Source organism: Lipingzhangella rawalii (assembly GCF_031628175.1).
GTDB lineage: Bacteria > Actinomycetota > Actinomycetes > Streptosporangiales > Streptosporangiaceae > Lipingzhangella_A > Lipingzhangella_A rawalii.
In genome coordinates this window covers 1-23991 of sequence record NZ_JAVLVT010000011.1, presented here as the reverse complement: position 1 = coordinate 23991, position 23991 = coordinate 1, and the positions used below count along the sequence as shown (strand labels likewise).

The 23991-nt window shown below is 66.2% G+C and carries 23 protein-coding genes and 1 pseudogene; 12 read left to right on the top strand and 12 right to left on the bottom strand.

Features of this window, described 5'->3' with window-relative positions; translation table 11 throughout:
* Positions 1–124: 124 nt before the first annotated feature.
* The 6 genes from RIF23_RS19330 (at position 125) to RIF23_RS19305 (ending at position 7976) form a co-directional block, all read left to right on the top strand.
* Positions 125–379: a hypothetical protein gene (locus RIF23_RS19330; protein WP_310914035.1), complete on the top strand. Its 255-nt coding sequence runs from the start codon at positions 125–127 to the stop codon at positions 377–379.
* Between the two features lie 11 nt (positions 380–390).
* Positions 391–1380 (top strand): 3-oxoacyl-ACP synthase III family protein, encoded by a 990-nt coding sequence (locus tag RIF23_RS19325; RefSeq protein WP_310914034.1) that lies wholly within the window; start codon positions 391–393, stop codon positions 1378–1380.
* On the top strand, positions 1377–2132 hold the full coding sequence (locus RIF23_RS19320; protein ID WP_310914033.1) for an SDR family NAD(P)-dependent oxidoreductase: 756 nt from the start codon (positions 1377–1379) through the stop codon (positions 2130–2132). Before RIF23_RS19325 ends, RIF23_RS19320 begins: the two co-directional genes overlap by 4 nt.
* A gap of 399 nt (positions 2133–2531) precedes the next feature.
* Complete coding sequence (locus RIF23_RS19315) at positions 2532–5795, top strand: AfsR/SARP family transcriptional regulator (protein WP_310914032.1); 3264 nt, start codon at positions 2532–2534, stop codon at positions 5793–5795.
* A gap of 517 nt (positions 5796–6312) precedes the next feature.
* Positions 6313–7533, top strand: coding sequence for a hypothetical protein (locus tag RIF23_RS19310; protein WP_310914031.1), 1221 nt, complete (start codon positions 6313–6315; stop codon positions 7531–7533).
* A complete protein-coding gene (locus RIF23_RS19305) occupies positions 7530–7976 on the top strand; it encodes a hypothetical protein (RefSeq protein WP_310914030.1) in 447 nt (148 codons plus the stop codon). The genes RIF23_RS19310 and RIF23_RS19305 overlap by 4 nt, the downstream gene beginning before the upstream one ends.
* Here RIF23_RS19305 and RIF23_RS19300 read toward each other — a convergent pair.
* From RIF23_RS19300 to RIF23_RS19290, 3 genes are all read right to left on the bottom strand, one after another.
* Positions 7895–10072: an ATP-binding protein gene (locus RIF23_RS19300; RefSeq protein ID WP_310914029.1), complete on the bottom strand. Its 2178-nt coding sequence runs from the start codon at positions 10070–10072 to the stop codon at positions 7895–7897. The two genes, RIF23_RS19305 and RIF23_RS19300, sit on opposite strands and share 82 nt — an antisense overlap.
* 271 nt (positions 10073–10343) lie before the next feature.
* Positions 10344–10718 carry a hypothetical protein gene (locus tag RIF23_RS19295; RefSeq protein ID WP_310914028.1) on the bottom strand — a complete coding sequence of 125 codons (375 nt, stop codon included), beginning with the start codon at positions 10716–10718 and terminating at the stop codon, positions 10344–10346.
* On the bottom strand, positions 10715–10897 hold the full coding sequence (locus RIF23_RS19290; RefSeq protein ID WP_310914027.1) for a hypothetical protein: 183 nt from the start codon (positions 10895–10897) through the stop codon (positions 10715–10717). The genes RIF23_RS19295 and RIF23_RS19290 overlap by 4 nt, the downstream gene beginning before the upstream one ends.
* Here RIF23_RS19290 and RIF23_RS19285 point away from each other — a divergent pair.
* From RIF23_RS19285 to RIF23_RS19275, 3 genes are read left to right on the top strand one after another with little or no spacing between them, the layout of a single operon-like run.
* A complete protein-coding gene (locus RIF23_RS19285; RefSeq protein ID WP_310914026.1) occupies positions 10896–11906 on the top strand; it encodes a helix-turn-helix domain-containing protein in 1011 nt (336 codons plus the stop codon). The genes RIF23_RS19290 and RIF23_RS19285 overlap by 2 nt on opposite strands.
* Positions 11881–12069, top strand: a complete 189-nt coding sequence (locus RIF23_RS19280) for a DUF397 domain-containing protein (protein ID WP_310914025.1) — start codon at positions 11881–11883, stop codon at positions 12067–12069. Before RIF23_RS19285 ends, RIF23_RS19280 begins: the two co-directional genes overlap by 26 nt.
* Positions 12070–12129: 60 nt before the next feature.
* The gene (locus RIF23_RS19275) at positions 12130–12363 is read left to right on the top strand and encodes a DUF397 domain-containing protein (protein WP_310914024.1); all 234 of its coding nucleotides are present in this window, start codon (positions 12130–12132) and stop codon (positions 12361–12363) included.
* A gap of 11 nt (positions 12364–12374) precedes the next feature.
* Here the strand turns inward: RIF23_RS19275 and RIF23_RS19270 are convergent.
* The 8 genes and pseudogenes from RIF23_RS19270 to RIF23_RS19235 all read right to left on the bottom strand — a co-directional run.
* Positions 12375–12557: pseudogene (locus RIF23_RS19270) on the bottom strand (integrase core domain-containing protein); the annotation flags it as partial.
* A gap of 225 nt (positions 12558–12782) precedes the next feature.
* Positions 12783–13193: a UTRA domain-containing protein gene (locus tag RIF23_RS19265; RefSeq protein WP_310914023.1), complete on the bottom strand. Its 411-nt coding sequence runs from the start codon at positions 13191–13193 to the stop codon at positions 12783–12785.
* A 19-nt stretch (positions 13194–13212) separates the two neighbouring features.
* The gene (locus RIF23_RS19260) at positions 13213–13428 is read right to left on the bottom strand and encodes a hypothetical protein (protein ID WP_310914022.1); all 216 of its coding nucleotides are present in this window, start codon (positions 13426–13428) and stop codon (positions 13213–13215) included.
* Positions 13429–13479: 51 nt separating this feature from the next.
* Positions 13480–14580 carry a hypothetical protein gene (locus RIF23_RS19255; protein ID WP_310914021.1) on the bottom strand — a complete coding sequence of 367 codons (1101 nt, stop codon included), beginning with the start codon at positions 14578–14580 and terminating at the stop codon, positions 13480–13482.
* 4 nt (positions 14581–14584) lie between these two features.
* Positions 14585–16636, bottom strand: a complete 2052-nt coding sequence (fxlM, locus tag RIF23_RS19250) for a methyltransferase, FxLD system (RefSeq protein WP_310914020.1) — start codon at positions 16634–16636, stop codon at positions 14585–14587.
* 51 nt (positions 16637–16687) lie between these two features.
* On the bottom strand, positions 16688–17758 hold the full coding sequence (locus RIF23_RS19245) for a lanthionine synthetase C family protein (RefSeq protein WP_310914019.1): 1071 nt from the start codon (positions 17756–17758) through the stop codon (positions 16688–16690).
* Positions 17755–19710: a lantibiotic dehydratase family protein gene (locus tag RIF23_RS19240; protein ID WP_310914060.1), complete on the bottom strand. Its 1956-nt coding sequence runs from the start codon at positions 19708–19710 to the stop codon at positions 17755–17757. The genes RIF23_RS19245 and RIF23_RS19240 overlap by 4 nt, the downstream gene beginning before the upstream one ends.
* Before the next feature lie 167 nt (positions 19711–19877).
* Complete coding sequence (locus RIF23_RS19235; protein WP_310914018.1) at positions 19878–20072, bottom strand: FxLD family lanthipeptide; 195 nt, start codon at positions 20070–20072, stop codon at positions 19878–19880.
* A 212-nt stretch (positions 20073–20284) separates the two neighbouring features.
* On the opposite strand from RIF23_RS19235, the gene RIF23_RS19230 reads away from it, so the two are divergent.
* From RIF23_RS19230 to RIF23_RS19220, 3 genes are read left to right on the top strand one after another with little or no spacing between them, the layout of a single operon-like run.
* Complete coding sequence (locus RIF23_RS19230) at positions 20285–21784, top strand: helix-turn-helix domain-containing protein (RefSeq protein ID WP_310914017.1); 1500 nt, start codon at positions 20285–20287, stop codon at positions 21782–21784.
* A gap of 39 nt (positions 21785–21823) precedes the next feature.
* Positions 21824–22852, top strand: coding sequence for an asparaginase (locus RIF23_RS19225; protein WP_310914016.1), 1029 nt, complete (start codon positions 21824–21826; stop codon positions 22850–22852).
* A 19-nt stretch (positions 22853–22871) separates the two neighbouring features.
* Positions 22872–23348, top strand: coding sequence for a PPC domain-containing DNA-binding protein (locus RIF23_RS19220; RefSeq protein WP_310914015.1), 477 nt, complete (start codon positions 22872–22874; stop codon positions 23346–23348).
* A 229-nt stretch (positions 23349–23577) separates the two neighbouring features.
* Here RIF23_RS19220 and RIF23_RS19215 read toward each other — a convergent pair whose 3' ends face one another.
* Positions 23578–23952, bottom strand: coding sequence for a hypothetical protein (locus RIF23_RS19215; protein WP_310914014.1), 375 nt, complete (start codon positions 23950–23952; stop codon positions 23578–23580).
* Positions 23953–23991 lie beyond the last annotated feature (39 nt).

Sequence of the window (23991 nt, the reverse complement as noted above, 5' to 3'; positions counted from 1 at the left end):
ACGCGGGTCTCGCAACAGAGGCGCAACACCAGGGCGATATCGCTGCTGTGTTGCGCCTCGCTTGCGAGCACGGTTGTCCCATACAGGCGGGACCTGAAGTTTCGGCAAGAGAGGACCGGTGGTCATGTCCATTCCCACCGTCGAGGAACTGGCAAAGCAACTTGCGCAGGTATCCGGCGCCGACGAGGTACACCCTGACCATCCCATCCAGCACATCGCGGACGTCGACTCGCTTGACCTCATGGAATGGCTCTACGGATTCCAGAACGAACACCCAGACATTCCTGTCGATGAATCGCTCTTCGCCGACATGGACGACACCACGACGCTACGGAACGTGCACGAGCGGATTCAGAAGCTCGTACCGAGCCAGAACTGACGAGAGCCCAGATGACTGGATTCAGTATCGCCGGGTGGGGCGTAGCCGTTCCCGAGAACATCGTGTCCAACCAGGAACTCGGACAGCGGTTCGGTGTGGAGGAGGAGTGGATCGTCAGCCGGTGCGGTATCCAGGAGCGACGTGTGGTCTCTCCTGGACAGACCACCGCGTCCCTCGCTGTGGATGCTGGTCGGGCAGCACTGGACAAAGCCGGAATGACTGGCGCGGACATCGCCCACCTGATCGTCGCCACCGCCACACCCGAGCAGCTTTCGCCCGCCACGTCCGCCTTCGTCCACCACGATCTGGGGATCACCGGAAGCGCCCACGACGTGAACTCCGAGTGTGCGGGGTTCATCTACGGGCTGGTCTCCGCCCTCGGACTGATGGCCCTCGATCCCCGCCCGATCCTGCTGGTTGGTTCCGACACACACAGCCTCACGACAAACCCCCAGGACCGCGACCTGAGCATCCTGGTGGGCGACGGGGCGGGTGCGGTCGTCCTGATACCCGAAATCGCGCCGGGGCAGGTGCGTGCCTGGAACCTGGGCGCCGACGGCTCCTGCACGGGCAGTCTCAAGGTGCCCGCCGGTGGCAGCCGGATGCCACCCACGGAGGAAACCGTGCGTGCGGGACTGCACTACGCGCAGATCAAGGGCAATGAGATCTACCTCAACGCGGTTCGCTACACGGTCCAGACGGTTCGGGAAACCCTCAACTCAGCGAAGGTGGACGCCTCCGAGGTGCAGCACATCCTCCCGCACCAGGCCAATATCCGGATCATCAACTCCATCCTGCAACACACCGGTCTTCCCCGGGAGCGGCTGGTGAGCAATCTGGACCGGTTCGGGAATACCGCCTCGGCATCCATCCCGATCGCTCTGGGCGAGGCGCTCGACGAGCATCGGATCAAGGACGGGGACCTGGTCCTCATGGCCGGGTTCGGAGCCGGCATGACCTGGGGATCGGTGTTGTTCGAATGGAAAGGTCCGCAGACATGAGTGATGGGGGAACGGCCGAAACCCGTCCACACTCGCCCATTGCCCTGGTGACCGGAGCCTCCGGCGGTCTCGGCCAGGCGTTGGCGGTCGAGCTGGACGCATTGGGCTGCCGGGTGGCCGTCCACTACAACAGTGCGCAAGCACAGGCCCTGGCAGTTCAGGAGAAACTGCACAACGACTCGATGATCGTAACCGGTGACGTCGCCTCATACGAGGCGGTGACCAGCCTGTTCTCCGAGATCACCGATGGTCTCGGGCCGGTGGATGTTCTGGTCAACAACAGTGCGATCCGTAAGGACGCGCTGATGGCAATGCAGGATCCGGACGAATGGTCCCGCGTGATCACAACCAACCTGATCGGATCCTTTCACACGGCCCGGATCGCGGTTCCGGGCATGCTCCGGCGCCGATGGGGGCGGGTGGTCAATATCGTCTCGCCATCGGGCCTGATCGCGACCTCCGGGCAGACCGCGTACTCCGCGTCCAAGGCGGGGCTGATCGGCTTCACCCGGACCCTGGCTGCCGAGTGCGGCCGGCGCGGCGTCACCGTGAACGCCCTGTCCCCGGGATTCATGGACACTCCCATGACCGAAGGGCTCTCGGACCGCGTTGTCTCCGGGCTTCGGGAACAGGCTCCCGTCCAGCGGTTCGTCTCCCCCGAGGAGGTGGCGCGCAGCATGGACCTGTTCCTCAGCCAGGACTGTATGACGGGCCAGGTGGTCAGCATCGACAGCGGAGTGTCGATCACCTGATCCGGCTTCGCGGCAGGCCGGTCGTGGCCTGCCGCGAAGCGCCCGTCTCTGGCCGCTTCGGGCCAGCCACTGCTGTCCGTGGGCTGCACGCCAACTGCAAGCACACTGACCATGTGTGCTGCGCCGCGACGCCTCTGCGACCGCTGCCACCGCACCCGTCTCGATTCCATAACGCATCCCGGAAATGATGGAGTGCGCGTGGCGACGCCAATGTATGCGGCGCCAAGATCGAATTCGGAAAAACCTCAGTTCAGCCCCGAGATCATCCGTGGAACCAAGGGGAACGGCCGCCCACGCCGTGCCACCATCTCGGCCGAAACCATGCATTCCCGTGTCCGCGAAACCCGAATATGGTTGACGCAGAAACGAGCGCGGACGGGATGACTACGGGAGTGTCTCGTGGAGCCGAGCTTCCGGATTCTGGGACCGGTGGCGCTCCATGTTGATGACCAGGGGATGTTCGCACTCGGTGACAGTAACCGGGTGCTGATTCTGGCTGTCCTCCTGCACAGCCTGAACCGCCCGGTGTCCGACGGGGAGCTCCTCGACCACGTCTGGGGCGAGGCCACCCGCACGCGGGGCGCGCTGCATCCCGAGATCCGCCGCGCCCGCGAGATCCTGGAACGCCACGGTTTCGGCGCGGGGCGGCAGATTATCCAGCGCACCGCCGGTGGCTACATGCTGCGCGGGACCCCGGAGCAGGTGGACTGGCACCTGTTTCGCAGCCGGGTGGCCGAGGCACGGCAGGCGCGACACAACGGGGCGCTCGCGGAGGCGCGGGACGTGCTGTATTCCGCGCTGGACCTGTGGTCCGGGGATCCACTGATCGGCCTGGACGGGCCGCGAATCGACGGGTTGCGCCAGTCGATGAACGAAGCGCGCCGCCAGGCCCGGCTGGACCTGGTGGAGGTGCGGCTGGAACTCGGGGAAGAACACTCGCTGGTCGGTGACCTGGTCGAGCTCAGCGGACGCTACCGCAACGACGAGGCGGTGACCCGGCATCTGATGACGGCGCTGCACCGGTGTGGACGCGGTCACGAGGCCCTGGACGCGGCCCGGGAGTTCCAACGTCGTCTGCGCGACCAGGGCTTCGCCCCGAGCGACCGGATCAACGAGCTGTACCAACGCATCCTGCGCCAGGACGCGAGTCTGCGCGCCTCGGCCATCCCGGATCCGCAACCGGCTCCGGCCCCGAATCCCACCGTGGCTGATGTTCCCGCCCCACGCTCCCCCACGCCGGCCACCAGCGGCGGACCGGCGGGGCCGGCTGTGCCCGCCGACATCGGCCGGGTCCCCACCGAACCGCAGGCCTCGCTCCGCCCCCCGGACCGCCCGTTCACCCTGCACCGGGACACGCCGGACTTCGTGGGGCGCGCCGCCGAGATCGACACGATCATGAACAGTGTGCGTGGCTCGGGGGCCGTGCCCCGCGTCTGGAACATCACCGGCATGAGCGGAATCGGGAAGACCGCGCTGGCCGTGCGCATCGCCCACCAGCTGCGCAGCACCTTCCCGGACGCGCAGCTCCAAGTGGACCTGCGGGTGGACAGTGTCCAACGGACCCCGCGGGACTCGGCGGAGGTTCTGCATCAGTTGCTGCGTTCCTACGAGGGCGCGGAGGCGCGCATCCCACAGGCCCGGGACGCTCTGGCGGCACGCTGGCGGGACCGCACGGCGCAGGCGCGCATGCTGCTGGTGTTGGACGACGCAGCCAGCAGCGCCCAGGTGCGACACCTGCTTCCGGAGTCCCCGCACAGCCTGGTACTGATCACCAGCCGACGGCACCTCGCGGATCTGGAGGGTGTACGGACGTTGACGCTCGACGCGCCGGAGTGGCCGGACGCGCTGGCCCTGTTCCACCAGTGTTCCGGGCGTGACCGGGAGGAGGATGAGGCACCGATCGCGGACATTGTGCGGTGGTGTTCGTCGCACCCCCTGTCCCTGCGGATTCTGGCGGCCAAACTGAGAGAACATCCGGCCCGTAGCCCCGTTCAGGTGTACCGGCAGGTCTGCACCAGCCCGGCTCCGATCGCAGAGATCCGGGGTGGGGACCAGGAACTCGACAGCCGGTTCGAGCTGGCGCTGCACGACCTGGCCCCGGACCACGCCTGGGCGTTTCGCATGTTGGGACTGCTGGCCGGTGGCGTGTTCACCAGCTTCGCGGTGTCGACACTGCTGGACTGCGCTCCGGCTCGCGCGGACCGGATCGTGGAGGACCTGCTGCGGCACAGCCTGCTGGCGGAGCCGTCCAGCGGCTGGTACCGGTTCCATGACCTACTGGGGGCGTTCGCACGGCAGCAGGCAGACGAGCATATCGACGCGGAGGAGCGCACCGCGGCGGTACGTCGCCTGCTGGAGCAACATCTGGTGACAGCCGAGGCTGCCGTGCGCACCGCCTATCCCCACACTCGTCGACCTTCGGTCACCGACCACGGCGACCACCAGCCATTCAGCAACACCCAGGCGGCCGTGGAGTGGCTCCACACGCACCGGGAATGGCTCCTACACACGGCCCGAATCGCCCGCGAACACGGCTTTGCGGAGTACGAGGCCAATCTGGCCTACGTGTTGGTGGAACACCTCAGTGTGGATCCGACCGTCGACAGCACCCCACGGCTGTACATGCGCGCGGTGCAGGTGTGGGAGGAGAAGGGTGAGAGCAAGCGTACGGCGTGGGCGCAGCTGGACCTAGCCAGGATCTGGATGCGCCAAGGGATGCACCGTGCAGCGAAAGCATGTGGACACCAGGCCCTCGCTGTTCTTCAGGACGTTGGCGACGCTGTCGAGACTGCTCGTGCCATGAATCAGGTTGGAGACACGCATCGGCAACTCGGGGAACTCAACGACGCGGTGCGTATCCAGAGCCAGGCCTTGTCGATCATGCGGGAAGTTGGCGATCTGTCTGATGTGGGAACCGCATTGTTGTATTACGGAATCGCCTGGTTCGAGATGGGCAGCTACAACAATGCAAAACCCTACTTTGAAGAGGCGTATTCGATATTCACAAAAATAGGAGACGCCGCAAAATCCACCATGGCCATTGCCAATATCGCGGGGATCCATCTAAACAATGGAGAACCCCAAAGGAGCCTAGATATATCCGAGCACACGGTTCATATGTACCATAGCCTGGGAATGCGCCACCACGAGGCTCTCACCATCGGAAACATTGGGTGGGCGCATCATGAGCTCGGGAATTATGACACGGCCCTGGAGCACTTCCAGGAAGCCCGGAGTATGTTCAAAGAGATCGGAGCAACTCGCAGCATGGCAGATGTGGACTGCAATGCTGGGGACACGCATCTCCGACGAGAAGACTTTGGACGAGCTGTTGAGGCATACGAGCGTGCACGTACCACCACTGAGGGCACGCGGGAGTTCCCCGATCGGGCATGGATCACGGCGACCTTGGGGTTGGGCAATGTCAGGTACGCACAGGCCCGCTATGCCGAGGCAATCGATTACTACTCAGCCGCTGCTGAGGCTGCCCGAAACCTGGGGTCGCCACTACATGAAGGTCAGGCCGAGGAGGGAATAGGGGACTGCCGAAACAAGGTCTCGACGGCGCATGAAGCTCAGATCCACTGGCTGCGCGCTCTTTCCCTCCTGGATCAGCACGGAAGCTCCGGCGTCGATCGGATCCGAGCAAAGCTGAACCACTGACCCAAAAAACCACAATCGACCCCTGCGCTACCAATATTTCCGATTTGTACCATTGACGCAAAATACGAGGATCCGGCATGTACTACCGGTCCGCATTTGCCCTTTGAGCGCCTTGATGTCATAGCATCTCCCATGCCGGGGCTCCTGTTCCTTGTTCCCGGGCACACGTATGTCCAAAAACTCCCCAAACATACTGTTCGTGAGGACACCTGTGGCAGAACACGGCCTCTCCATCTGCGTAGACCACTGGCAGACAGGGCGCGGGTGGGAAACCAACGCGCCGGGGTTCCACCGGAAACGGGATCTCCAGCCCAGACACGGAGGCCCGCAAAGCTGTATTCAGGCAGGACGAAAGCTCCACCACCTGCAAGTGAGGTGAAACCGCAGCGCACGGTTCGCGCCATGCACGGCCGCCGAGGCTGAGTGTGCCGGTCCCCCACGGGGACCGTCCGCACTCGAATTCGGAGGTGTAGAGATGGTGGCGAATCAACCGGGCCGTGGTCTCGGAGCTGGCGGCATGCGTCGAGCGACCTGGCCGGTCCGCCGTCGCGTGGTGGCGGTGGTGCATCACCTGACCGCGGGGACGCGGCTCGCGGACGAGGTCCTCCCCCTCGTCGAAACCAACCCACACGTCGAGGTCACGTTCACGGTCCCACCAGCCTCGGATTTCGCGGGGTCGGGGACACGGTTCGTGCGGGAGCTGGACGGTGCCTACCTGCCCTGGGACGAGGCGACCCGGACCCACTTCGATCTGGCTGTGGCCGCCAACTACGGCGGGCTGGAGCAGCTCCGGGCGCCAGCCCTGGTCCTGAACCACGGGGTGGGGCCCGGCTCCCGGGACGCACGGCGCCCGGGACACGGGCCGGCGGTGTCCCGTCCGGTTCGCGGCGCCGTGCCGAACCAGCTGGTGCACCGCGGGCGCGTCGTCCCCGCAGCGATCGGGGTGGCCAACGAACGGCTGCGGGAACTCATCCGACGCGAAGTACCCGAGGCGGCGCAGGTCACCCACGTGGTGGGAGACCACTGCCACGACCGGATCCAGGCCAGCACGGCACTGCGGGACGCCTACCGGGCCGCGCTCGGGGTCGGTGATGGGCAGCGCCTCGTCGTGGTCTCCTCCCGGTGGGGGCCACGGTCCCTGCTGGGACGTCACCCGGAGCTGCCGCAGCGGCTGGTGCGGGAACTGCCCGCGGGCCGCTACCGGGTCGTGGTGGTTCCGCACCCGGTGGCGTGGTTCTGGCACGGGCGGCGGCAAGTGCGTGCCTGGTTTGCCCCCGCACAGCGGGACGGCCTGATGGTGCTTCCCCCGGAGTGGGGGTGGCAGGCCGCACTCGTGGCCAGCGATCTGGTGGTGGGGGATCTGGGCAGTGTCACCTGCTATGCCGCAGCCGCCACACGGCCGGTGCTACTGGGGGCCTGCCCGCGCGGGGATGTCAGCCCCCGCTCGGCGATGTCCCAGCTGGCCCGGCAGTTTCCCCGACTGCGCTACGACGAGGAGCTGGCCCCCCAGTTGGCGTCCGCGCAGCTGGAGCACGACCCGCGGGACGGCGACCGCGTTGCCCGCCGGCTCACCTCAGCCCCGGGCCGCGCGGCGCCGCTGCTGCGCAGCCTCATGTACCGGATGCTGCGCCTGGAGGAGCCGCAGTCGCCCGCGGTGATCGCTCCCGCGGATCTGCCTCGGCCACTGCCGGTGCTGGGTTCCCCCGACAGTCCCGAGGACGGGAGGTGGGCGGCGTGAGCCCGGCGCTGATCCACTGGGAGCACAGGGACGGCTCGGCGACGCCACCTGGGGGCGTCGCCGGGCTGGACACCCAGATCTGGGCCGACGCCGCGACCAGCTCCGCGGCCTGGCTGGGGATGGCCGACATCGTCACACTCGCCGATCCGGCCTGGGGTGCCGCACGGACGCTAACGCCCGCAATACTGCTGGCGCGCTATCCCGGATGCGCGCTGGCGGCCGTGTACCGCCCGGGTCGCTGGTGGGTGATGCGGCGGGACGGCGCCTGGTGGGTGCGCCCGGCACTGCGGGGATGTCAGCCACCGCTGCGGTGGCTGTCGGCGTGCTGCCTGCCGGTGGCTGCGGGGCATGGGCGGGGCGGCTACTCCGGCTCGGGCGGGTTCGCCCATTCGGCGAGTTTGCGGGCGGTGGTGTCGGCGTTGGGCGATTCGAGGTCGGTGTAGATGGTGTGGGCGTGGGTGAGGTGGGTGTGGGCGGTGGTGGTATGGCCGTGGTGCTGGGCGATGGTGGCGAGGAGTTCGTGCAGGCGGGCGACTTCGTGGCGCGCACCGATCCGCTCGGCGAGGTCGAGGGCCTGCCGGGCGGTGGTGTGGGCCTGGGGGTCGGCGGCGGTGTGCAGGGTCTGGGCAAGTTCGGTGCGGGCGCGCAGGTGGGCGTAGGGCTCGGTGGTGGAGTCGAAGTAGTCCAGGGCGGCACGCAGGTGGGTGGCGGCGGTGCTCGGCTGCCCCACAGCACGGTAGGCCTGGCCGAGGTAGCGACGCATCAGGGCCACGCCCCGGGGCCGGCCCAGGTCCTGGTGGATATGCAGGATGCGGTCCAGGTGAGGGATCGCCGTGTTCGGCTGGCCAGTGCGCAGGGCGGTCTTGGCGTGGCCTTCCAGTGCGGCGGCGAGGCTGAGCTTATGGCCGCACGCCTCGGCGAGGTGCTGGGCACGGGTGTAGTGCTCGGTGGCCTGGTGGGTCTGGTTCAGGTGGAGTTCCAGGGCCCCCAGGGCGGTGTGCATGCGAGCCTGGGCGGTGGGATCTTCGAGGGCTTCGGCGGAGGCCAGCCCCAGAGCGTGAGTCTCCCGCCATGCGGAATAGTGCTGGCGGCGGATGAACAGGCTGCTGAGTGCGTCGCACAGTTGCCAAGCCCGGTGGTGGTGTCCGCTGTCGTGGGCCAGGCGTACGCAGGTGCGGAGCGTGTCCAGCTCGGCCTCCAGCCAGGACAGGGCCGCATCGGCATCCACGAACCGTTCGGTTAACGCGGCCGGGTCGGCAAGCGGAGCCAAGCGCCACCGGTGCGGATTCAGCACAACGTCCGCCGCCATCGCGGTGGAAAGATAGTAGTCCAACAGCCGCTCCCGGGCCTGCTCGACCGCTGCGGAATTCTCGTCGTGGTGGGCGACCTCGGCGGCGTGCAGTCGGGTCAGATCGTGCAGGCGCCAGCGCGGCTGGGTGGGTTCCGGGCCGGGTTCGGGCTGGAGCAGGCTGGCTTCCACCAGCCGTTCCAGCAGCGCTTCGGCCTCCTCCGGATCTGTGTTCAGCAGCGCGGCCGCGGCGGCTCGATCGATCCCGGTTCCCGGGTGCAGTCCCAGATGGCGATAGGCCCGCTGGGCCGGGTCCGCGAGTGCGTGGTAGGAGGTTTGCAGCACCACGCGCACCGACACTTCCTCATCCCGGGATAGCGACCCCAGGCGGCGCCGCTGGTTGCCCAGCTCGGCCACCATGGCGGTCAGGTCCTGGCCCGGACGCATCGCCAGGCGGCTCGCGGCGGCGCACACGGCCAGCGGCAGCCCGCCACAGTGTCGCACCAGCGCCCGTGCGGCCTCGGCGTCGATGACCCGATGTGGTGCCAGCAGGCTGCGGACCAGCGTTACCGCTTCGTCTTCCGTCAGTGGCGCCACCTCGACCGGGACCGCTCCCTCGGCGACGAGCCCGGCCAGCTGCCGGCGGCTGGTCACCACCACCAGGTGTCCTCCCGTTCCGGGCAACAGTGTGCGTACCTGGGCCGCGCTGGCAGCGTCATCCAGCAGCATGGCCAGCCGCCGCCCGCTGGTGCGCGAACGTAGCGCCGCTGCCCGGTCGGCCACCTCAACCGGAATCTGTTCCGGCGCCATTCCCAGAGAGCGCAGGAACCCATCCAGGATCTCCGCGGGGTCTCGGCCGCCACCAACCCCGAACGCACCGAGATCGGCGTACAGCTGCCCGTCGGGGAACCGTTCGGTGACTGCGTGCAGGAAGTGGGTGGCTAAGACGCTCTTGCCCACCCCGCCCGGTCCGACCAGCATCATGATCACGCTCTGCTCGCCAGCCCCGGCCGCTGAAATCCGCTCCAGCTGCTCCAGCTCCGCCGTGCGGCCGGTGAATGTCGCGGGGACGGCGGGCACTTGCCGTGGCGGTTCTGCCCCTGTGGGCCTAAGGCCGCCCACGTACACGGACCCGTGGATATCGCGGGCCTGCACGAACCAGCTGGCCTGCTCCGAGGTGACGCGGTTGGCTTGCCCGGGTGATGGTGCGCCGTCGGGATCGCTCGGCTGGTCCTCGCTACTCCGGTTCATACCAGAAATCCACCGGACGGAACATTGGGGGCGTATATACCTAAAAGGTACTACTCGGACATCTGACATACAGCGGCGCGGTCCGGTCAACGACAAGCCGAACCCAACACCACCACGTGTTCCCCTGGTCCGCTCACCGCGAGGGTTGATGCCTCAACACGACCACCACCCCCGGGACACAACGCCCCGCGCCCCCAGGCCAAAGCCCCGAGGACGCGATGCCATATCGGACACAGCTTCGGCCCGGGGGTGTCGGGGTGGTTGTTGGGGATCAGGGGTGGGCTGGGGGTTGGGGGTGTCCGCACCAGGTGCAGGTGGACCCGGTTCCGGTGGTGGGGTGGGTGCACAGGCCGCAGCGGGGCAGGCAGGCCTGGGCCTGTTCCAGGGCCTCCCGCTGGGCCTGAAGCTCCCGGTGACACTGCTCCAACGCCCCCGCCGCGAAGTGCGCCGCGGCGGCCAGGCGACGTAGGAGCCGCACCGAGGTACCGACATCCCGCGCCCCAGCCGAGAACACGTATTCGGTGCCCTCCACCGCCAGGGCCACATGCCGATACTCGTCATCCACCGCGGCCCACGCCCGCCGCGCCAACCCGCCCGGCTCCGCACTCGGAGGGCTGCCCTCGGGGTGTCGGGGAGCAGGAATCACCGCCCACCACCCCCATGCACCAGCTGACCCAGCAGCTGCGGGCCAACCAGCCCCGCCAACTCCCGCCGCGCATTCGCCTCCGCCCGCCGCAACTCCGCGGCCAACACATACGGCCGCACCACCCACCCCCGACCAACCGACGCGCGATACCCCCGCACCAACCACACCGCAACTACCATGGACACATCCATCTGGACACCTCCCAGGTGGGCCACGCCCCGGGGAGTGGGACCAACACTCGCCGGGGCTCGTTTGTTTCTGGGTGTCTACAATGACAACCCCAGTTCAAGTCCGCGATGCCATCTACTGTCTTGTGGAGTCTTTTGGATTGCCAGGACAGGCCGAGAATCACTGTGGAATGCTGTAGTCATGGGTGATACTCGGGATGCTGTGTGGGCACGCTTTGGCGCAGAGGTCCGGCGTCTACGCGAACTAGCAGGGCGAACGCAGACCGACCTCGGGCGTAGCGCCTTGATGGCCAAGGCCACAATGAGCGCAATCGAACGAGGGACACGCGCACCGAAACAGCACCAAGCGGAAGCCCTCGACACGGCCCTGTCTACAGGTGGAGCCCTTGAACGCCTCCGCAGGGACCTAGCCGACCAGCAATCGGCACCCGAATGGTTCCGCGATGCCCTCCTCATCGAACAGCGAGCACAGACCATCCGCGAGTACGAACCGATGGTGGTCCCCGGAATCCTACAAACAGCCGACTATGCCGAGGCCATGATCCGCGCCCGCCACACGCGCAAGACCACCGAGGAAACCAACGAGCTCGTTCGCATCCGCACCGAACGGCTAGCCAACATCCAGGACAACCGCCCCCTGTTGCTGTTTGTCGTGCGTGAGACGGTACTTTCGCAGATAGTTGGCAATGAGATGATCATGAAAGGGCAGCTGGAGCGAATCGCCCAACTAGGCGAACAGGACACCATCCGACTCCAAGTCCTGCCCCACACACCGACCACCGCCGGCTTGTGCTCCCACTTCCGGATCAGCACACTCAGCCCGACGCAGGCCGTCGTGTACTTCGAACACCCGCTTGGAGGCACCACACACGAGTCACCCGAACATGTCGAGGAGATGTCAACTCTGTTCGGACAGCTCCAAGCCGAAGCACTGTCCCCGAACGCCTCACTGGACCTGATCAGAAAGACCCACGATGACCTCCAACGCGCAGTGGCTTAAGTCGAGCTACAGTCAAAACTCAGGCGGGAACTGCCTGGAGTGCCGCCACGACAGCCACCACATCGACCTGCGCGACACCCAGCACCGCCACCTGGGCCACCTCACCGTGCCCTGTAGCGAGTGGGCCGCCTTCCTCCACGCCCTACGCACTCACGAGCTATAGCCACCGACACCCCGGGGTACACACCCACCACCCCCCACCCGTACCCCGGGAGACCACACCATGTCCCACCCCACCTGGCACACGTCCAGCTACAGCGGAGCGGCGCACCAAGAATGTGTCGAGGTCCGCGAAACTCCACAGCATGTGGACCTGCGCGATGCCCAGCACCGGCACCTGGGCCAGGTCAGAGTGCAGCGACAGGAGTGGGTGGCTTTCCTGGGGCGGTGCGTACCGGGGAGCTGTAGCCCCGAACGGCGAGTCCCCTCGGGGCAATGGGACCGCGGCGAGATCTGACACTCCCTGGGCTAGTTGCATGAGGGTTGGACGTTGGTGACGCCGGCGTGTAGGCGTGAGGCCGGGGGCAGGCCGCCGGCGGCGCTGTGGGGGCGATGATAGTTGTAATGGATGTTCCAGGTCGCCAGGGCCGCGGCGCGTTCCTCCTCCCTGTCGTAGGGCCGAGCGTAGCGGACCTCCTCAGCCATGATCCGCTGGGGTAGCACTCACCCCTGCCGAGCATGCACAGCTGCCGTCACGCCGCACCGCGGACCCCACAGGCTGCTCTCCCGGATTCACGTATGTATGTGTGCCCGGGAGAGCTTGACAGCGCTACCGTGGACGTATGAAGCATGCCCCTGACCCACAATGCCCGGACTGTGGTGGGACTGGTGAGGTTCTGGTCCCAGAATGGGGGGAGATCGGATCCTGCCGCTGCGTCATTCTACCGGCATCCGAAACGACAGACGATAGCGATCAGCCGGAATCGTGATATCAGCTGCCTGTACCGGAGTATCCCCGGAGTAGAAGGTTTGTTGGATTTCGATCAGGGGGACCCCCGCCGCTATGTCGAGGCGCTCCCGCTCCTCAGCATGGGGCATGCGCCCTTCCACATCTTCACGCACGTCCGTAACGCGGTAACCGATCGCGTCCATACGCGGAACAATGCCCGTGTTTGCCAACGGTCCCTCATGTGGATCCTCGACGTCAGTTCCGGCAGTAATCCGTGCCGGCTCCCACGACAGGGATGCTGAGACAGGTTGGCCATCCATGCGGATCAGGTACTGCGTTCGCACCACATCCTCGCCCTCATCCAGGGCCAGGCGCTCGGCCAGCTCACCGTGCCCCACGCCGAGTGGACCGCCTTCCTCAACGCCGTGCGCACCCAGGAGCTATAGCCAGACCCCGGCGGGGTGGTTTGCCCACCCGGGTGGAAGCCTCAGAACAGGGTGTCCCACTCGGCCGGGGCAGGCCGGGCTGCTTCTTCCGGCTGCCCTTCTTGGACTCGCGCAACCCGGCCGCAACCTCGGCGGCGTAGCGCTCGTGGTTCAGCTCCAGCAGCCGACCCAGGATCTCGATGCGCACCACGGGCTTCCCCCCCACATTCGACACAGGCCCTGACCGGGGGCAGGGTCATCACGACAGAAGTCTGTGGAGCTGAACTTCGGCTTCTTCTACGGCGACAGTGAGGGTGTTCATGTGGGGGTGTGGCAGTGTGCCAGCGCCGAGCCCCGCTGTGCGGAGCACGACGTCGAGGTGCTGTTTCTGTTCGTCGTCCAGATACCGCTCCGCCCTGGGGTGGTTCCGGACGTCGCGGGCAGCGTAGGCGTCGAGAAGTGCCGCGTCGTGGAGAGCATCGTAGAGTCGGATCGACTGAGGGCCGTTGTGGTCACAGATTAGGTCGAGAGCGGCAAGGCCGACGCGGGCCTGAAATAGTGCGGTCGCGGGATCTGGGAAGGACAGCACCGCGACCGACTCCCGTAGAACATCGTCGAGCTCGTCTGAGCGTACGGATTCGGCCTGTGAGTGACAGCTTGCCCGCAAAAGAGCTGCGATGGCATTTTCCCAAGAGTCGGTGGAGGCTGTGGCCTCGGTGGCGGCGCGGGCCTGGTCATGGAGGCCACGTTCCAGCAGCGACATGATGTAGATCTGACGACCGTCCAGGAGACGATGCCCCACGCCGCGGTACACGGTCAAGGCATCAGCGGCATGGCTCCAGCGCCCACTGCGGGCCAGTGCCCGGGCACCGTCGACGAGGACGGCGCCCCAGAGTTCCTGGCAGACCCGGTAGTGGTCGGATTCGCTGGTGGTGAGAATCGAGAGATCGACCGTGTGGCCGCGAATGTCGGTCGTGCTGCGCTGTTGGGCGGCACGGTAGAGCTGGGTAAGAACGTCGTAGGCGCCGTCGCTGTCACCGCCCCGGGTGAGCAGACGGGAAACGTTGAGCAAAGGCATGAGCGCCATCACTGCGATGTCCCCGGTGAGACGGCCGGCCTCGGCGAAGACCCGGTGTTGCCTCCAACATAGATCGGCAGCCAGGTCGGGCATCCCGACGTCGGAGGCGATCAGCGCGGCGTAGTTGAGGACTCCGCTGGCACGCGCCACGGGGTTATGGTGACTCGCGCTGGCGGAGTCATCGACCTGTCCCGTGAGGTGGGTCAGGCGTTCTGCCAACGGTAGTGCGGGAGCCTTGGGTCGGCACACCAGTGGGATGTGGGCGGAAATTCGGGGAAGCATCAGCTCACCTGCGGCGCGGCCAGTCGATGACTAGACGACTGTTTGGCTTGTCGACGATGAACCGGGGCTCGGTGGCCGTCAGTCGGTTGCGTGTCGTGCCAGTGGCCATGCGGAAGGAGGGGACAGGGGCGGTGTTACCCCAGCCTCGGTCCCACTCCGCGATCTCGTGGGCGACATGCTCAGCGAGGTCGGTGGCGCGTGGCCCGTGGCCGATGGCACCGATTTCCCAGAATCTGCCTTGATCATCTTCTCCCTCACGCACGGTTAGGTAGGCCAGGCTTTCTCCCTGGAGTGCGGCCATAGAACCCCAGGCAAAGTGTGGGGTGAATCCCGGCCGGGATCCGGGCATGCGGGAGAGGCCGTTGGGTAGGACTGCGGCCAGGTAGAGGTAGAGCCATTCCCAAGGGTCCCCTTGGCGGAATCTCACTCCGGAGTAGACCTTGGTCGGGGGCTGGTCGAGCACGGTGCAAATCGCGTCGCGGTCCACGTCCTGCTCGCTGAAGGTCTCCAGGCGCACATTGCCCTGGCCTTCCATCTCAACAAGGGTGTAGATGTCGCCGCATACGCCACGCCGCAGTGGGATGAACGTCGCCATTTCGCATGAAACCGTCGTCCAGGTATCACCGTCGCGTTCGAAAGCGAAACTGCGGGAGATGCTGCCACGGATCCGCATGGGCAGAACGAGGCGCCCGTGCGGGGCGAGCTGGTCGAGGATCGGTGTGGGAACGTCACCGGCGCCCACAGTGAAGTGGATGCGGTCGTAGGGGGCATGGTCCGTCAGTCCGGCTGCACCGTCGGACTGCACAACAGTCACATTGGAAACACCGATATCAGCGAGGTTCTTGCGGGCACCGTCGACGAGGTCGGTGTCTACGTCCAGAGTCCACACGTGGCCTGTTGGCGCAGCGAGATGGCCAAGGAGCGCGGCGTTGTAGCCGGTGGCGGCTCCCGCTTCGAGGATCCGGTGACCGGGCTCTGCGCCAAGTTGTTCCAATTGGGTGGCGACGATGGACGGGGCAGAGATGCAGGAGATCATGTCCCCGCTCTCCTCGTGCTTGATGGCGACAGCATCCTCGGTGTACGCAGTCTGAGGATTGACACCGGGCAGGAAGCGGTGGCGTGGGGTGGCCCGGACAGCCGCGACGATCTCGGGGCTGCGCAGGTGTCCACTGCCGATGAGACGGTTCACGAGTGCTTCGTTCAGCTCGGCGGGATCGGTGGTAGGCGTCATATCTGCCCCTCGGGACACATTAGGCGTTGGGTGGGTGATCGGGTGGGTGGACACGTCAGTGACGCCTCCTACGGTGAAGGCGGCGTGACGGCCAAGCCAGGCTGTGGCGGCCTGGTGAACGGGTGATACTCCAGCGCGGTTGAAGGCAAAAACGGCGTGATGGGCGAGAACCGCCCGTAGGCCTCGTGTCAGCCGTCCAGATGTGGCCAGGAATTTCAGGTGGTGTCCGGCCTTGGCGAACGCGGCGACGCGTGCGGTCCAACCCGGTTCGGCCTCCGGCCGCCGCGCAGCATCGGTGTGCATCAGCTTCCGCATGGCCGCGACCGCGCGGTCACGTTCCGTGCCGCTGTCTGGGGTGAGGCCTGGACGCAGTGCGCCCAACTTCGCCCACACGTCGCCGACCTCGAAGGGGTCCAGGCCGGCGTGTCGGAACATGGTAGACATCAGCAGGATGCAGCGTTCCTTTGTATCTGGGGTGCCGGTTTGGGCCAGGGCAGCTGGACTGTCCGCGCAGAACAGTGTGTGCGCGACGGCCATACCGTCGCTGCCGCCGAAGGCTTCGGTTTCCGGTTCGTAGATGCCGCGCACCCAGCCCGTGGCCAGCTGGTCGAATACGAGACGGTCCAGGAGGGCGGCAGCGCAGTGTTCGGTGCGCAGCCGTATCCCGGTGCCCTTACGCAGGAAATGGAATCTCTGCTCGCCCAGTGCGGCGGCGAGTGTTCGGGCTGCTTGCGCGGACTTTCCGGGGGCGGCTGCGAAAGTCACACCAGCGTGCCGCCAGTAGGTCTCGGTGGTGGTAGGAAGATCCTCGTCGTCGGAATTCATGGGCTCGGCACGCTCCTTGGTTGTGGCCCTCACGGCGCGTGGTGATCCTGGTCAAGTGATCAGTAGTAGGCGAGTCCATCCGGTGGTGTCGGTGCCCTCGGCGGCAAGTTGGGCTCCGAGGCGGCCTTCCAGGAATCCGGATTCGGGCAAGTCGTCTATGTCGGCGATCAGACGCTGGTGCAGATCTGCGGACAGCGTGGCGAAGCGATCCGGGGTCGGACTGTCATTGGTGACGGTTCGGGTGACGCAGAGCAGTCCGGCCCATCCGTGACACAGAGTGGCGTCGTTGATCCGGCCCAGCCAGGCCGGGTCGGTCAAGGTCTGCAAGAGGGCTTCCTCTGCGGCATATCGCCGGGCCGGATCGTCGAGGGCTAACGCGGCCAGCTGTTGGGCGCGGGCGATGCCGGCTCGGCCGTAGCACCAGGATGGGCGCGACGGTGTCAGCGTGCGCGGTTGACTTGCCTTCAGCTGCTTACGGGTGGTCCAGTAGTCCCCGCCGTAGGTGTCGAGCCAGCTGGCGAACAACGCGATGGCCTCGTGGTGTCCCGGCACCTGGACACCATGCCGTACGGCGAGGGACAGCACGGCGAGGGGGCCGCTGATGCCGTGGGCGATACCGTTGTTGCCGTGACCGCCATCGAGTTCCGTACCGGAAGGGCCGGCGGAGGTCCACCAGCCTGGTAGCTTCTGACCAACGCTGTGGATTGGCTGTGCCAGGGAGACCAGGTAGGCCAGCACGTCCTCCAGGATCGGTGATGGGGTCCCCCGGGTCAGAAGCAGCGCCCCCAGCCCGGCGAGGCCCTCGATGAGATCGAATTCCGCCACGGATGCCAGCGCACCTGACTTCTGACGCTGGCGTGCTGTGGCGAGCCGAGCCACCACGACGCGATCTACGGCCTCGCGCACATCACTGCGATCTGCTCCTGCACAGTTGAGGACGAACTCTAGCGCCGGGGCGCCGTGAAACAGCGATGCGTTGCTTCCGGAACTAACCCCGCCGGCAACCGCATGCGTTAGAGCATGGCGCACCGCGTCGAAATCACCACGCTCAACGTGCGCTAGCGCGAGTCCCAGTGATCCTACGGCCAGGTCCTGGAGGCGCGGCAGGGGCAGTGTGGTCATGAGCGTGCTCCCAGCGGGAAGACGAGGCTGTGGGCACGCCCATCGATCCATCCATCGGCGTCACACGATGGTGATTCCACTAGAACCGCGACACTGTTGGGGGCTGTGGCAAGGTGGGAACGCAGCAGCTCCCGGTGCATTTCGTGACGCAGGTCAAGGGGAAGTTGCTGGTCGTCCTGGGCGAGCAGCAGCTGGTCGGGAACATTGAGCCGCCTCATCCAGTCGTGCAGGCCATCAGTCCATTCCTGTGATGTCGCGGCGTGTCCAGGCAATTCCCGCGCATGGAGTTTCCAGCGGGCCGGCGTCAAGATGGATCGACGATAGTGCAGCGCTGGTGTGAACGGCAGCGCCCATGCGGCTCCCCAATCGAACCACGTCACCTGCGGTGTTGCAGCCCGGCTGAGTTCGGCTAAGAACCGGACCAGGGGAGGGGTGTAGTTGTTCCACTGAAAGTTGATCGCGGTGGGTGCGAGCAACTCCAGCCGCGTTCCGGTCGCTGTCTCGGTGAGATACAACCGACCCTCGTTCAGCCCTACGGCCAAGTCACTAGGGAAGAGTATCTCTGGCGTGCGGGTCCGGAACTCACCGACGCTAACGATCCGGGGCAGCACCTGCGGTGTCCGGGTCAGCAGATCGCCTGAGGTACGAGCGGGATGGAAGGAGAGCTGGGCCAACTCCGCCCCGGGCTCGACCGTGGACAGATCCGTGCACCTCACGCCCGGATCGTCGAACAGGTGCCAGAACCGGCCCGTCATCGACCCCACCCCACGAGAGACGGTGGAAACCCGAAGACGAAAAGCCCCTGCGTCCAGGGCCGGTTTCGACAGGGCCTGGAGCTGGGCGCACAGTTCCAGGTGCGGTGCAGTAAGTGCGGGCCTCCCGGCTGCGGCCTCCAACCGTTCGATCGTCGACTCGGACAGCACTACCGCGGTGCGGCCTTCTAGAGCCGCAGTGGCGGCGAGTTCCAGCAACAAACGGTCCCGCAGGGTCATCGGCCGAGGCGGTTCAGCGACTCCTGCGAAGCCTTCGGGGAGGCCCAATCCCTGTTTCGGGTCGATCACCTGCTCCACAGGCACCTCAGCGCCGTCGCCGTAGTGCTCGGCGAATCTCTCGGTGTAACGCTGCCATGCCGGAGTTCCTCCGGGATATCTGACGAGCCGAGTCAGGGCAGTCGCGGCGGTCTCAGCCTCCGTGACGACCGACGCCGGGAGACGCACTGTCGCCTCCAGCCGTAGGTCTACCGCTGACCTGTAACCTTTCATGTGCTCGCGCAGAGCAGAGGGGAGCTGGGTCACCGGATCGGCAACGGTGGCGGGTGCACGCAAGGATGACTGCAACAGCCGTATCCGCAACAACTGTGTGAGCAGTGCATTCCAATGGTGTTCGGGTGTATCCGGAAACTCGACGGCGAGCTTGCCGCGGAGGACGGTGAAGGGCATCGGTGACCGGGCCGCCTCCATCACCAGCTCAATCTCCGGTGTTGCCACCAGGGAGAACTCCGAAGGCCCTTCGGAGGGGACATATAGGCGTCCTGCGCGTCGCTGCACCAGGTTGTTGACGCAAACATCGAAGTCGACCATTCGCTCACTGTCGGTTTCCCAAGAGCTGATCGCCGCGTCCAGAGCTTGGGGGTCCGCTCGAGTTATGACCCGATGGCGGTTGCCGACTCCTACCCTGGTCGAGCCACCGAACGTGATCGGCGCGACGCCGGCGAACCAGCCAAACGGGGTAGATCGGCACGTGTACCTGACCGCGTACCGGGCGATGGCCAGTGCTGCCCGCCGTACCCGCCGTGGCTTGGGCGAGTGACCATCGATGATCGACTGGACTCGGTGCTCCAAGTTCGGACTGGCAGCGGAGACTGCCCGACGAAAGGTATCGTCAGCCCATACTGTGACTAGCCATCCGCGCCAGTGCTCCAGCGGTGCCTTGGCTCCTGGCCACGGCGGCATGTCCGGTCCACCACGGTTCGCCGCCGCGCGCAGCATCCCCGCACCGATCCCTCGGTACAGGCGCCTGCGGGAACGTGCCACTAGTCTGCCCTCCGTTCGTTGCGCGTCACGGGCCGACCTACGGCCCACCTGGCAACCACAGCGTCACTCCGCCAACGGCACTGGACCTACGACGTGGTGCACGCGCTCGGGCAGGAACTTCCGCAGTTGTCACCCGTACTGCACATGAGCACCGACTCGGATGCGGGAGTGTTCTCGATGAACGTGATGTCCAGACCGAATGGATCGGACTGATCGCCCCCATCTTCGGTGTCCATGACCTGCTGAAACTCGTCATTCTGGGCGGTGGTTGGCATTCTCATCTGCTGCACTCCTTGATCTGTGCCGAGACCACGAGAGTTTCCGCTGGTGACCAGCGTGGGCAGTTCCGGCTCCGGAGACTGCTGCGACGGAGCTCATCACATGCGACAAGACCGTTGACCTCCCAGCGCTCCCGAGACCGGCAATCCCTACTGCTATGGCCCATGTTTCACTGAGAGTTCCAGAGTGATGGCGCACACGCCGTAGAGTCGAGATGCTGAACTGGACAACCGTCACTGTCCACTTCAGTCTTTATCGGAGGTCTCCGATGCCACACCCCCTAAAGGCGCTACGGCCAGGTCGTTCCCCGAGCGATTGGTTCGGAGCGGAACTGCGCCATTGGCGCTTGGCTCGCGGACTGACTCAAGCGGAACTCGGACGCCAGGTTTGGACCAGCGCAAGCATGATCGCCAAGATCGAGACCGCCGAGCGGGACTGCCCCGACGGGCTGGCCGCCCAACTCGACGACGTTCTGAATACTGGAGGCGTCCTTCGGCGTGCACGTGAGCTGCTGAAGCCCCAGCACCCCGCAGCGCTGGCACCGGACACGAGCCCACACCCCGAATCCACCCTGCCCGCCAATCCGCTGTGGATCTGGCGAGGAAACGTCACCGTGGGGCACCAAACCACCCTTGAAGCACTTCCCGGCACCTTTATGGGCGGCGCCATCGTCGAAGCGGGAATCTCCCGTGCCTCCCGCGAAGGTGATCATGTCTGGCTTTCGGCGCCCGAAACACCGACATCCCACCGCAGCCACCTCATAATCGGACTCAATGAAGCCGAACAGCAGGTGGTAGCCGTGGATACGCGCAAGGTTCGCCGCGGGCCACGAGCGCTCGAAAGCGACCGGCTGCGCATCCCGGACGCCTACGTTCTGGACGATCTATCCCTGGGGTTGCTGTGGGCGCTCAGCTCACTCGACACTGCGCTCCTGTTCGACGATGCGCTGCTCACCGCACAACGACAGGAACTAGGAAACTTCGCCGACCTTCGCCGTTCCGCTGTCGGCCGCGACATGGCCGCAGGACTCAGCGAGACCTCCAGGCTGTGGATCGGCTCGGATTTCTGTGCCCGCTACATCCTCCGGCAGTGCGAACACCTCACCTCCACACCGACCTTCTGGACCCGCGAGCGCACCGGTGAAGAAGCCAGCACTTGGCTCCTGTTCGCTCACAAGTACCACTACCTCCAAGCTCTCTCGGCCCGGTACCCTTCCGGAGCCACGCGCTCCTTCTGCGTACCCGAATCGGTGGTCCGTGCCACGCCACGGACAGCCAGGATCCTCGTATTGCTCGCCGCCGCACTGATGGAATCCTTCGCCATCCAGGTCCACCTCTCCCCCGATCCTGCCTATAGCACAGTGGAAGGATTCGTTCTCGATCCCGGACGCCAGGCGATCATCGCCACGTGGCTCGGGGCGGACGGCATCTGGCACGTGGACGCCACCGACAGCATCCCGACGGTACGCGAGTACACCGACGTCACGGGCGACACCCATGCCAGCTCCGTGATCGGCGCAGCCACGCCGGCGTTACGCCTCCAAGCACTCGCCGACTACCTCGACCTGGACTGGACATGGCTGGGCCACCGGTGCGCCCAGCTAGGCGCATACGGTTTCGCCGGCTTGACCCAACCGTCCAGTCGTCTGTTGTCCACCGAGGGCGTCGACCGTGCCTGCCGTTTCATCGGCAGCCTCCAGGCCCCCAGGCAGTAGGCTGCCCCACAGAATCAGCATCAGAGAAGGGAGAGCCCTATGCCCACCTGCGAGGACCGACCGCGTGTGGTGGTCTACGGGCTTGGCGGAACGATCGCCATGGCCGAAACGGGCGCCGGGGGTGTGGTCCCCGCGCTATCGGCATCCCAGCTCCTACAGGCAGTACCGGGGCTCAGCGAGACCGGGATCGACATCGATGTCGAGGACTACCGGCGCATGCCCGGCGCTTCCCTGGACCTCACCGACATCACCGCGCTGGCCGCGCACATCAACAAGCGCCTGGCCTCCGGCACTGTGGACGGAATCGTGGTCACCCAGGGAACCGACACTATCGAAGAGACCAGCTACCTCCTCGACGTGCTAAACACCGCCCCGCAGCCCATCGTGATTACCGGCGCCATGCGCAACCCCACCCTCGCCGGAGCCGATGGCCCCGCCAACCTTCTCGCCGCCATCCAAACCGCCGCCCACCCCTCGGCTCGGCAGCTGGGAGCACTCGTCGTCCTCGCCGACGAGATCCATGCGGCCAGCCGAGTCCGCAAGACCCACACCACCAGCGGATCGGCGTTCCAATCGCCCAACGGCGGCCCCCTCGGCTACCTCGTCGAAGGCATTCCTCGCGTGCATAACCAACCCACCCACCGATACGCGCTCCAACGCACGGCGCCGGTCACACATCCCCGCGTCGCCCTGGTGACTATGTGTCTTGGCGATGACGGTGTGCTGCTGGATGGCCTTGCTGAACGCAGCGATGGAGTCGTGATCGCCGCGTTCGGGGTCGGCCATGTTCCCCAACGCCTGCTGCCCATGCTCGACGATCTCGCAGGGCGCGTGCCCGCCATTCTGGCCTCCCGTGCGGGGGCCGGATCAGGCCTCGCCACCACCTACGCCTTCCCCGGCTCCGAACAGGACCTGTTGCACCGCGGATGGATTCGCGCCGGGTTCCTGGACCCACTCAAAGCCCGCGTCTTGTTGTGGACTCTGCTGGCCACCGGCCACGACCACTCGGAGATCACCGAAGCCTTCGCCGCCGCGGGCGGCTACACCCATCCCGCATCCACCCCATAACTGACGAAGCGGAGGAACCGTGCGCAGCCACGAACTTACCCAAGGGCGAACCTTCGGTCTCGTCTTCGAGCACGGCGAGGACTTCTTCTCCTCGTTACACGCGTTCTGTCACGCCAATGACATCCGGCAGGGCTACATTCCCATGTTCATCGCCGGCTTCTCCCACGTCGACATTGTTGGCACCTGCGAGAAGCTCACTGACCCTGACGCACCGGTCTGGTCCAAGGTCCAGCTCAGCAATGTCGAAGTCCTCGGTGGCGGCACCCTAGCCTACGCCGAGACCACCGGGTCCATCTCCCCACACATCCACGTCGCCGTCGGACTCAAGGAGCACAGCGCCGCTGGTCACACCAGCCATCTCCTGGCCGCGCGCGTCCAATTCCTCACCGAGATGCTACTCATCGAGACCACATCCCCGACCATGCACCGCACCCCAAACTCCAGCCTCTACGACGTGCCACTACTCCACTTCGCCGAAACAGGCCCCAACAGCTGAGAGCCAGCAGCCCTGACTGTGATTCCTCTGCCATCCAGGAACGCTTTCTCTCCACGTATGTGTAAACCAGCGAGCCTGGGATCCCGCTCTCAGGTTTCCCATCCAGCAGATCCGCGGCCGACACGCACAGCCGCCGGAGACTCCGTCGGTGGCGGGAAGCCCCCGGGGGGGGCGTGGTGCTGGACCGGGCACACGTTCCTCCCGGGGGTGTCGGGGTGGTTGTTGGGGATCAGGGGTGGGCTGGGGGTTGGGGGTGTCCGCACCAGGTGCAGGTGGACCCGGTTCCGGTGGTGGGGTGGGTGCACAGGCCGCAGCGGGGCAGGCAGGCCTGGGCCTGTTCCAGGGCCTCCCGCTGGGCCTGAAGCTCCCGGTGACACTGCTCCAACGCCCCCGCCGCGAAGTGCGCCGCGGCGGCCAGGCGACGTAGGAGCCGCACCGAGGTACCGACATCCCGCGCCCCAGCCGAGAACACGTATTCGGTGCCCTCCACCGCCAGGGCCACATGCCGATACTCATCGTCTACGGACGCCCAGGCCCGCCGCGCCAACCCGCCCGGCTCCGCGCTCGGAGGGCTGCCCTCGGGGTGTCGGGGAGCAGGAATCACCGCCCACCACCCCCATGCACCAGCTGGCCCAGCAGCTGT

What these genes read in the sequence shown, in the direction of transcription:
- RIF23_RS19235 (WP_310914018.1), bottom strand. Translation starts at nt 20,072, where the DNA reads ATGAGAATGCCAACCACCGCCCAGAATGACGAGTTTCAGCAGGTCATG.
- RIF23_RS19330 (WP_310914035.1), top strand. Translation starts at nt 125, where the DNA reads ATGTCCATTCCCACCGTCGAGGAACTGGCAAAGCAACTTGCGCAGGTA.
- RIF23_RS19255 (WP_310914021.1), bottom strand. Translation starts at nt 14,580, where the DNA reads ATGCTTCCCCGAATTTCCGCCCACATCCCACTGGTGTGCCGACCCAAG.
- RIF23_RS19325 (WP_310914034.1), top strand. Translation starts at nt 391, where the DNA reads ATGACTGGATTCAGTATCGCCGGGTGGGGCGTAGCCGTTCCCGAGAAC.
- RIF23_RS19290 (WP_310914027.1), bottom strand. Translation starts at nt 10,897, where the DNA reads ATGGTAGTTGCGGTGTGGTTGGTGCGGGGGTATCGCGCGTCGGTTGGT.
- RIF23_RS19245 (WP_310914019.1), bottom strand. Translation starts at nt 17,758, where the DNA reads ATGACCACACTGCCCCTGCCGCGCCTCCAGGACCTGGCCGTAGGATCA.
- RIF23_RS19310 (WP_310914031.1), top strand. Translation starts at nt 6,313, where the DNA reads ATGCGTCGAGCGACCTGGCCGGTCCGCCGTCGCGTGGTGGCGGTGGTG.
- RIF23_RS19280 (WP_310914025.1), top strand. Translation starts at nt 11,881, where the DNA reads ATGACCTCCAACGCGCAGTGGCTTAAGTCGAGCTACAGTCAAAACTCA.
- RIF23_RS19300 (WP_310914029.1), bottom strand. Translation starts at nt 10,072, where the DNA reads ATGAACCGGAGTAGCGAGGACCAGCCGAGCGATCCCGACGGCGCACCA.
- RIF23_RS19240 (WP_310914060.1), bottom strand. Translation starts at nt 19,710, where the DNA reads ATGCCGCCGTGGCCAGGAGCCAAGGCACCGCTGGAGCACTGGCGCGGA.
- RIF23_RS19285 (WP_310914026.1), top strand. Translation starts at nt 10,896, where the DNA reads ATGGACACATCCATCTGGACACCTCCCAGGTGGGCCACGCCCCGGGGA.
- RIF23_RS19230 (WP_310914017.1), top strand. Translation starts at nt 20,285, where the DNA reads ATGCTGAACTGGACAACCGTCACTGTCCACTTCAGTCTTTATCGGAGG.
- RIF23_RS19275 (WP_310914024.1), top strand. Translation starts at nt 12,130, where the DNA reads ATGTCCCACCCCACCTGGCACACGTCCAGCTACAGCGGAGCGGCGCAC.
- RIF23_RS19320 (WP_310914033.1), top strand. Translation starts at nt 1,377, where the DNA reads ATGAGTGATGGGGGAACGGCCGAAACCCGTCCACACTCGCCCATTGCC.
- RIF23_RS19225 (WP_310914016.1), top strand. Translation starts at nt 21,824, where the DNA reads ATGCCCACCTGCGAGGACCGACCGCGTGTGGTGGTCTACGGGCTTGGC.
- fxlM (WP_310914020.1), bottom strand. Translation starts at nt 16,636, where the DNA reads ATGAATTCCGACGACGAGGATCTTCCTACCACCACCGAGACCTACTGG.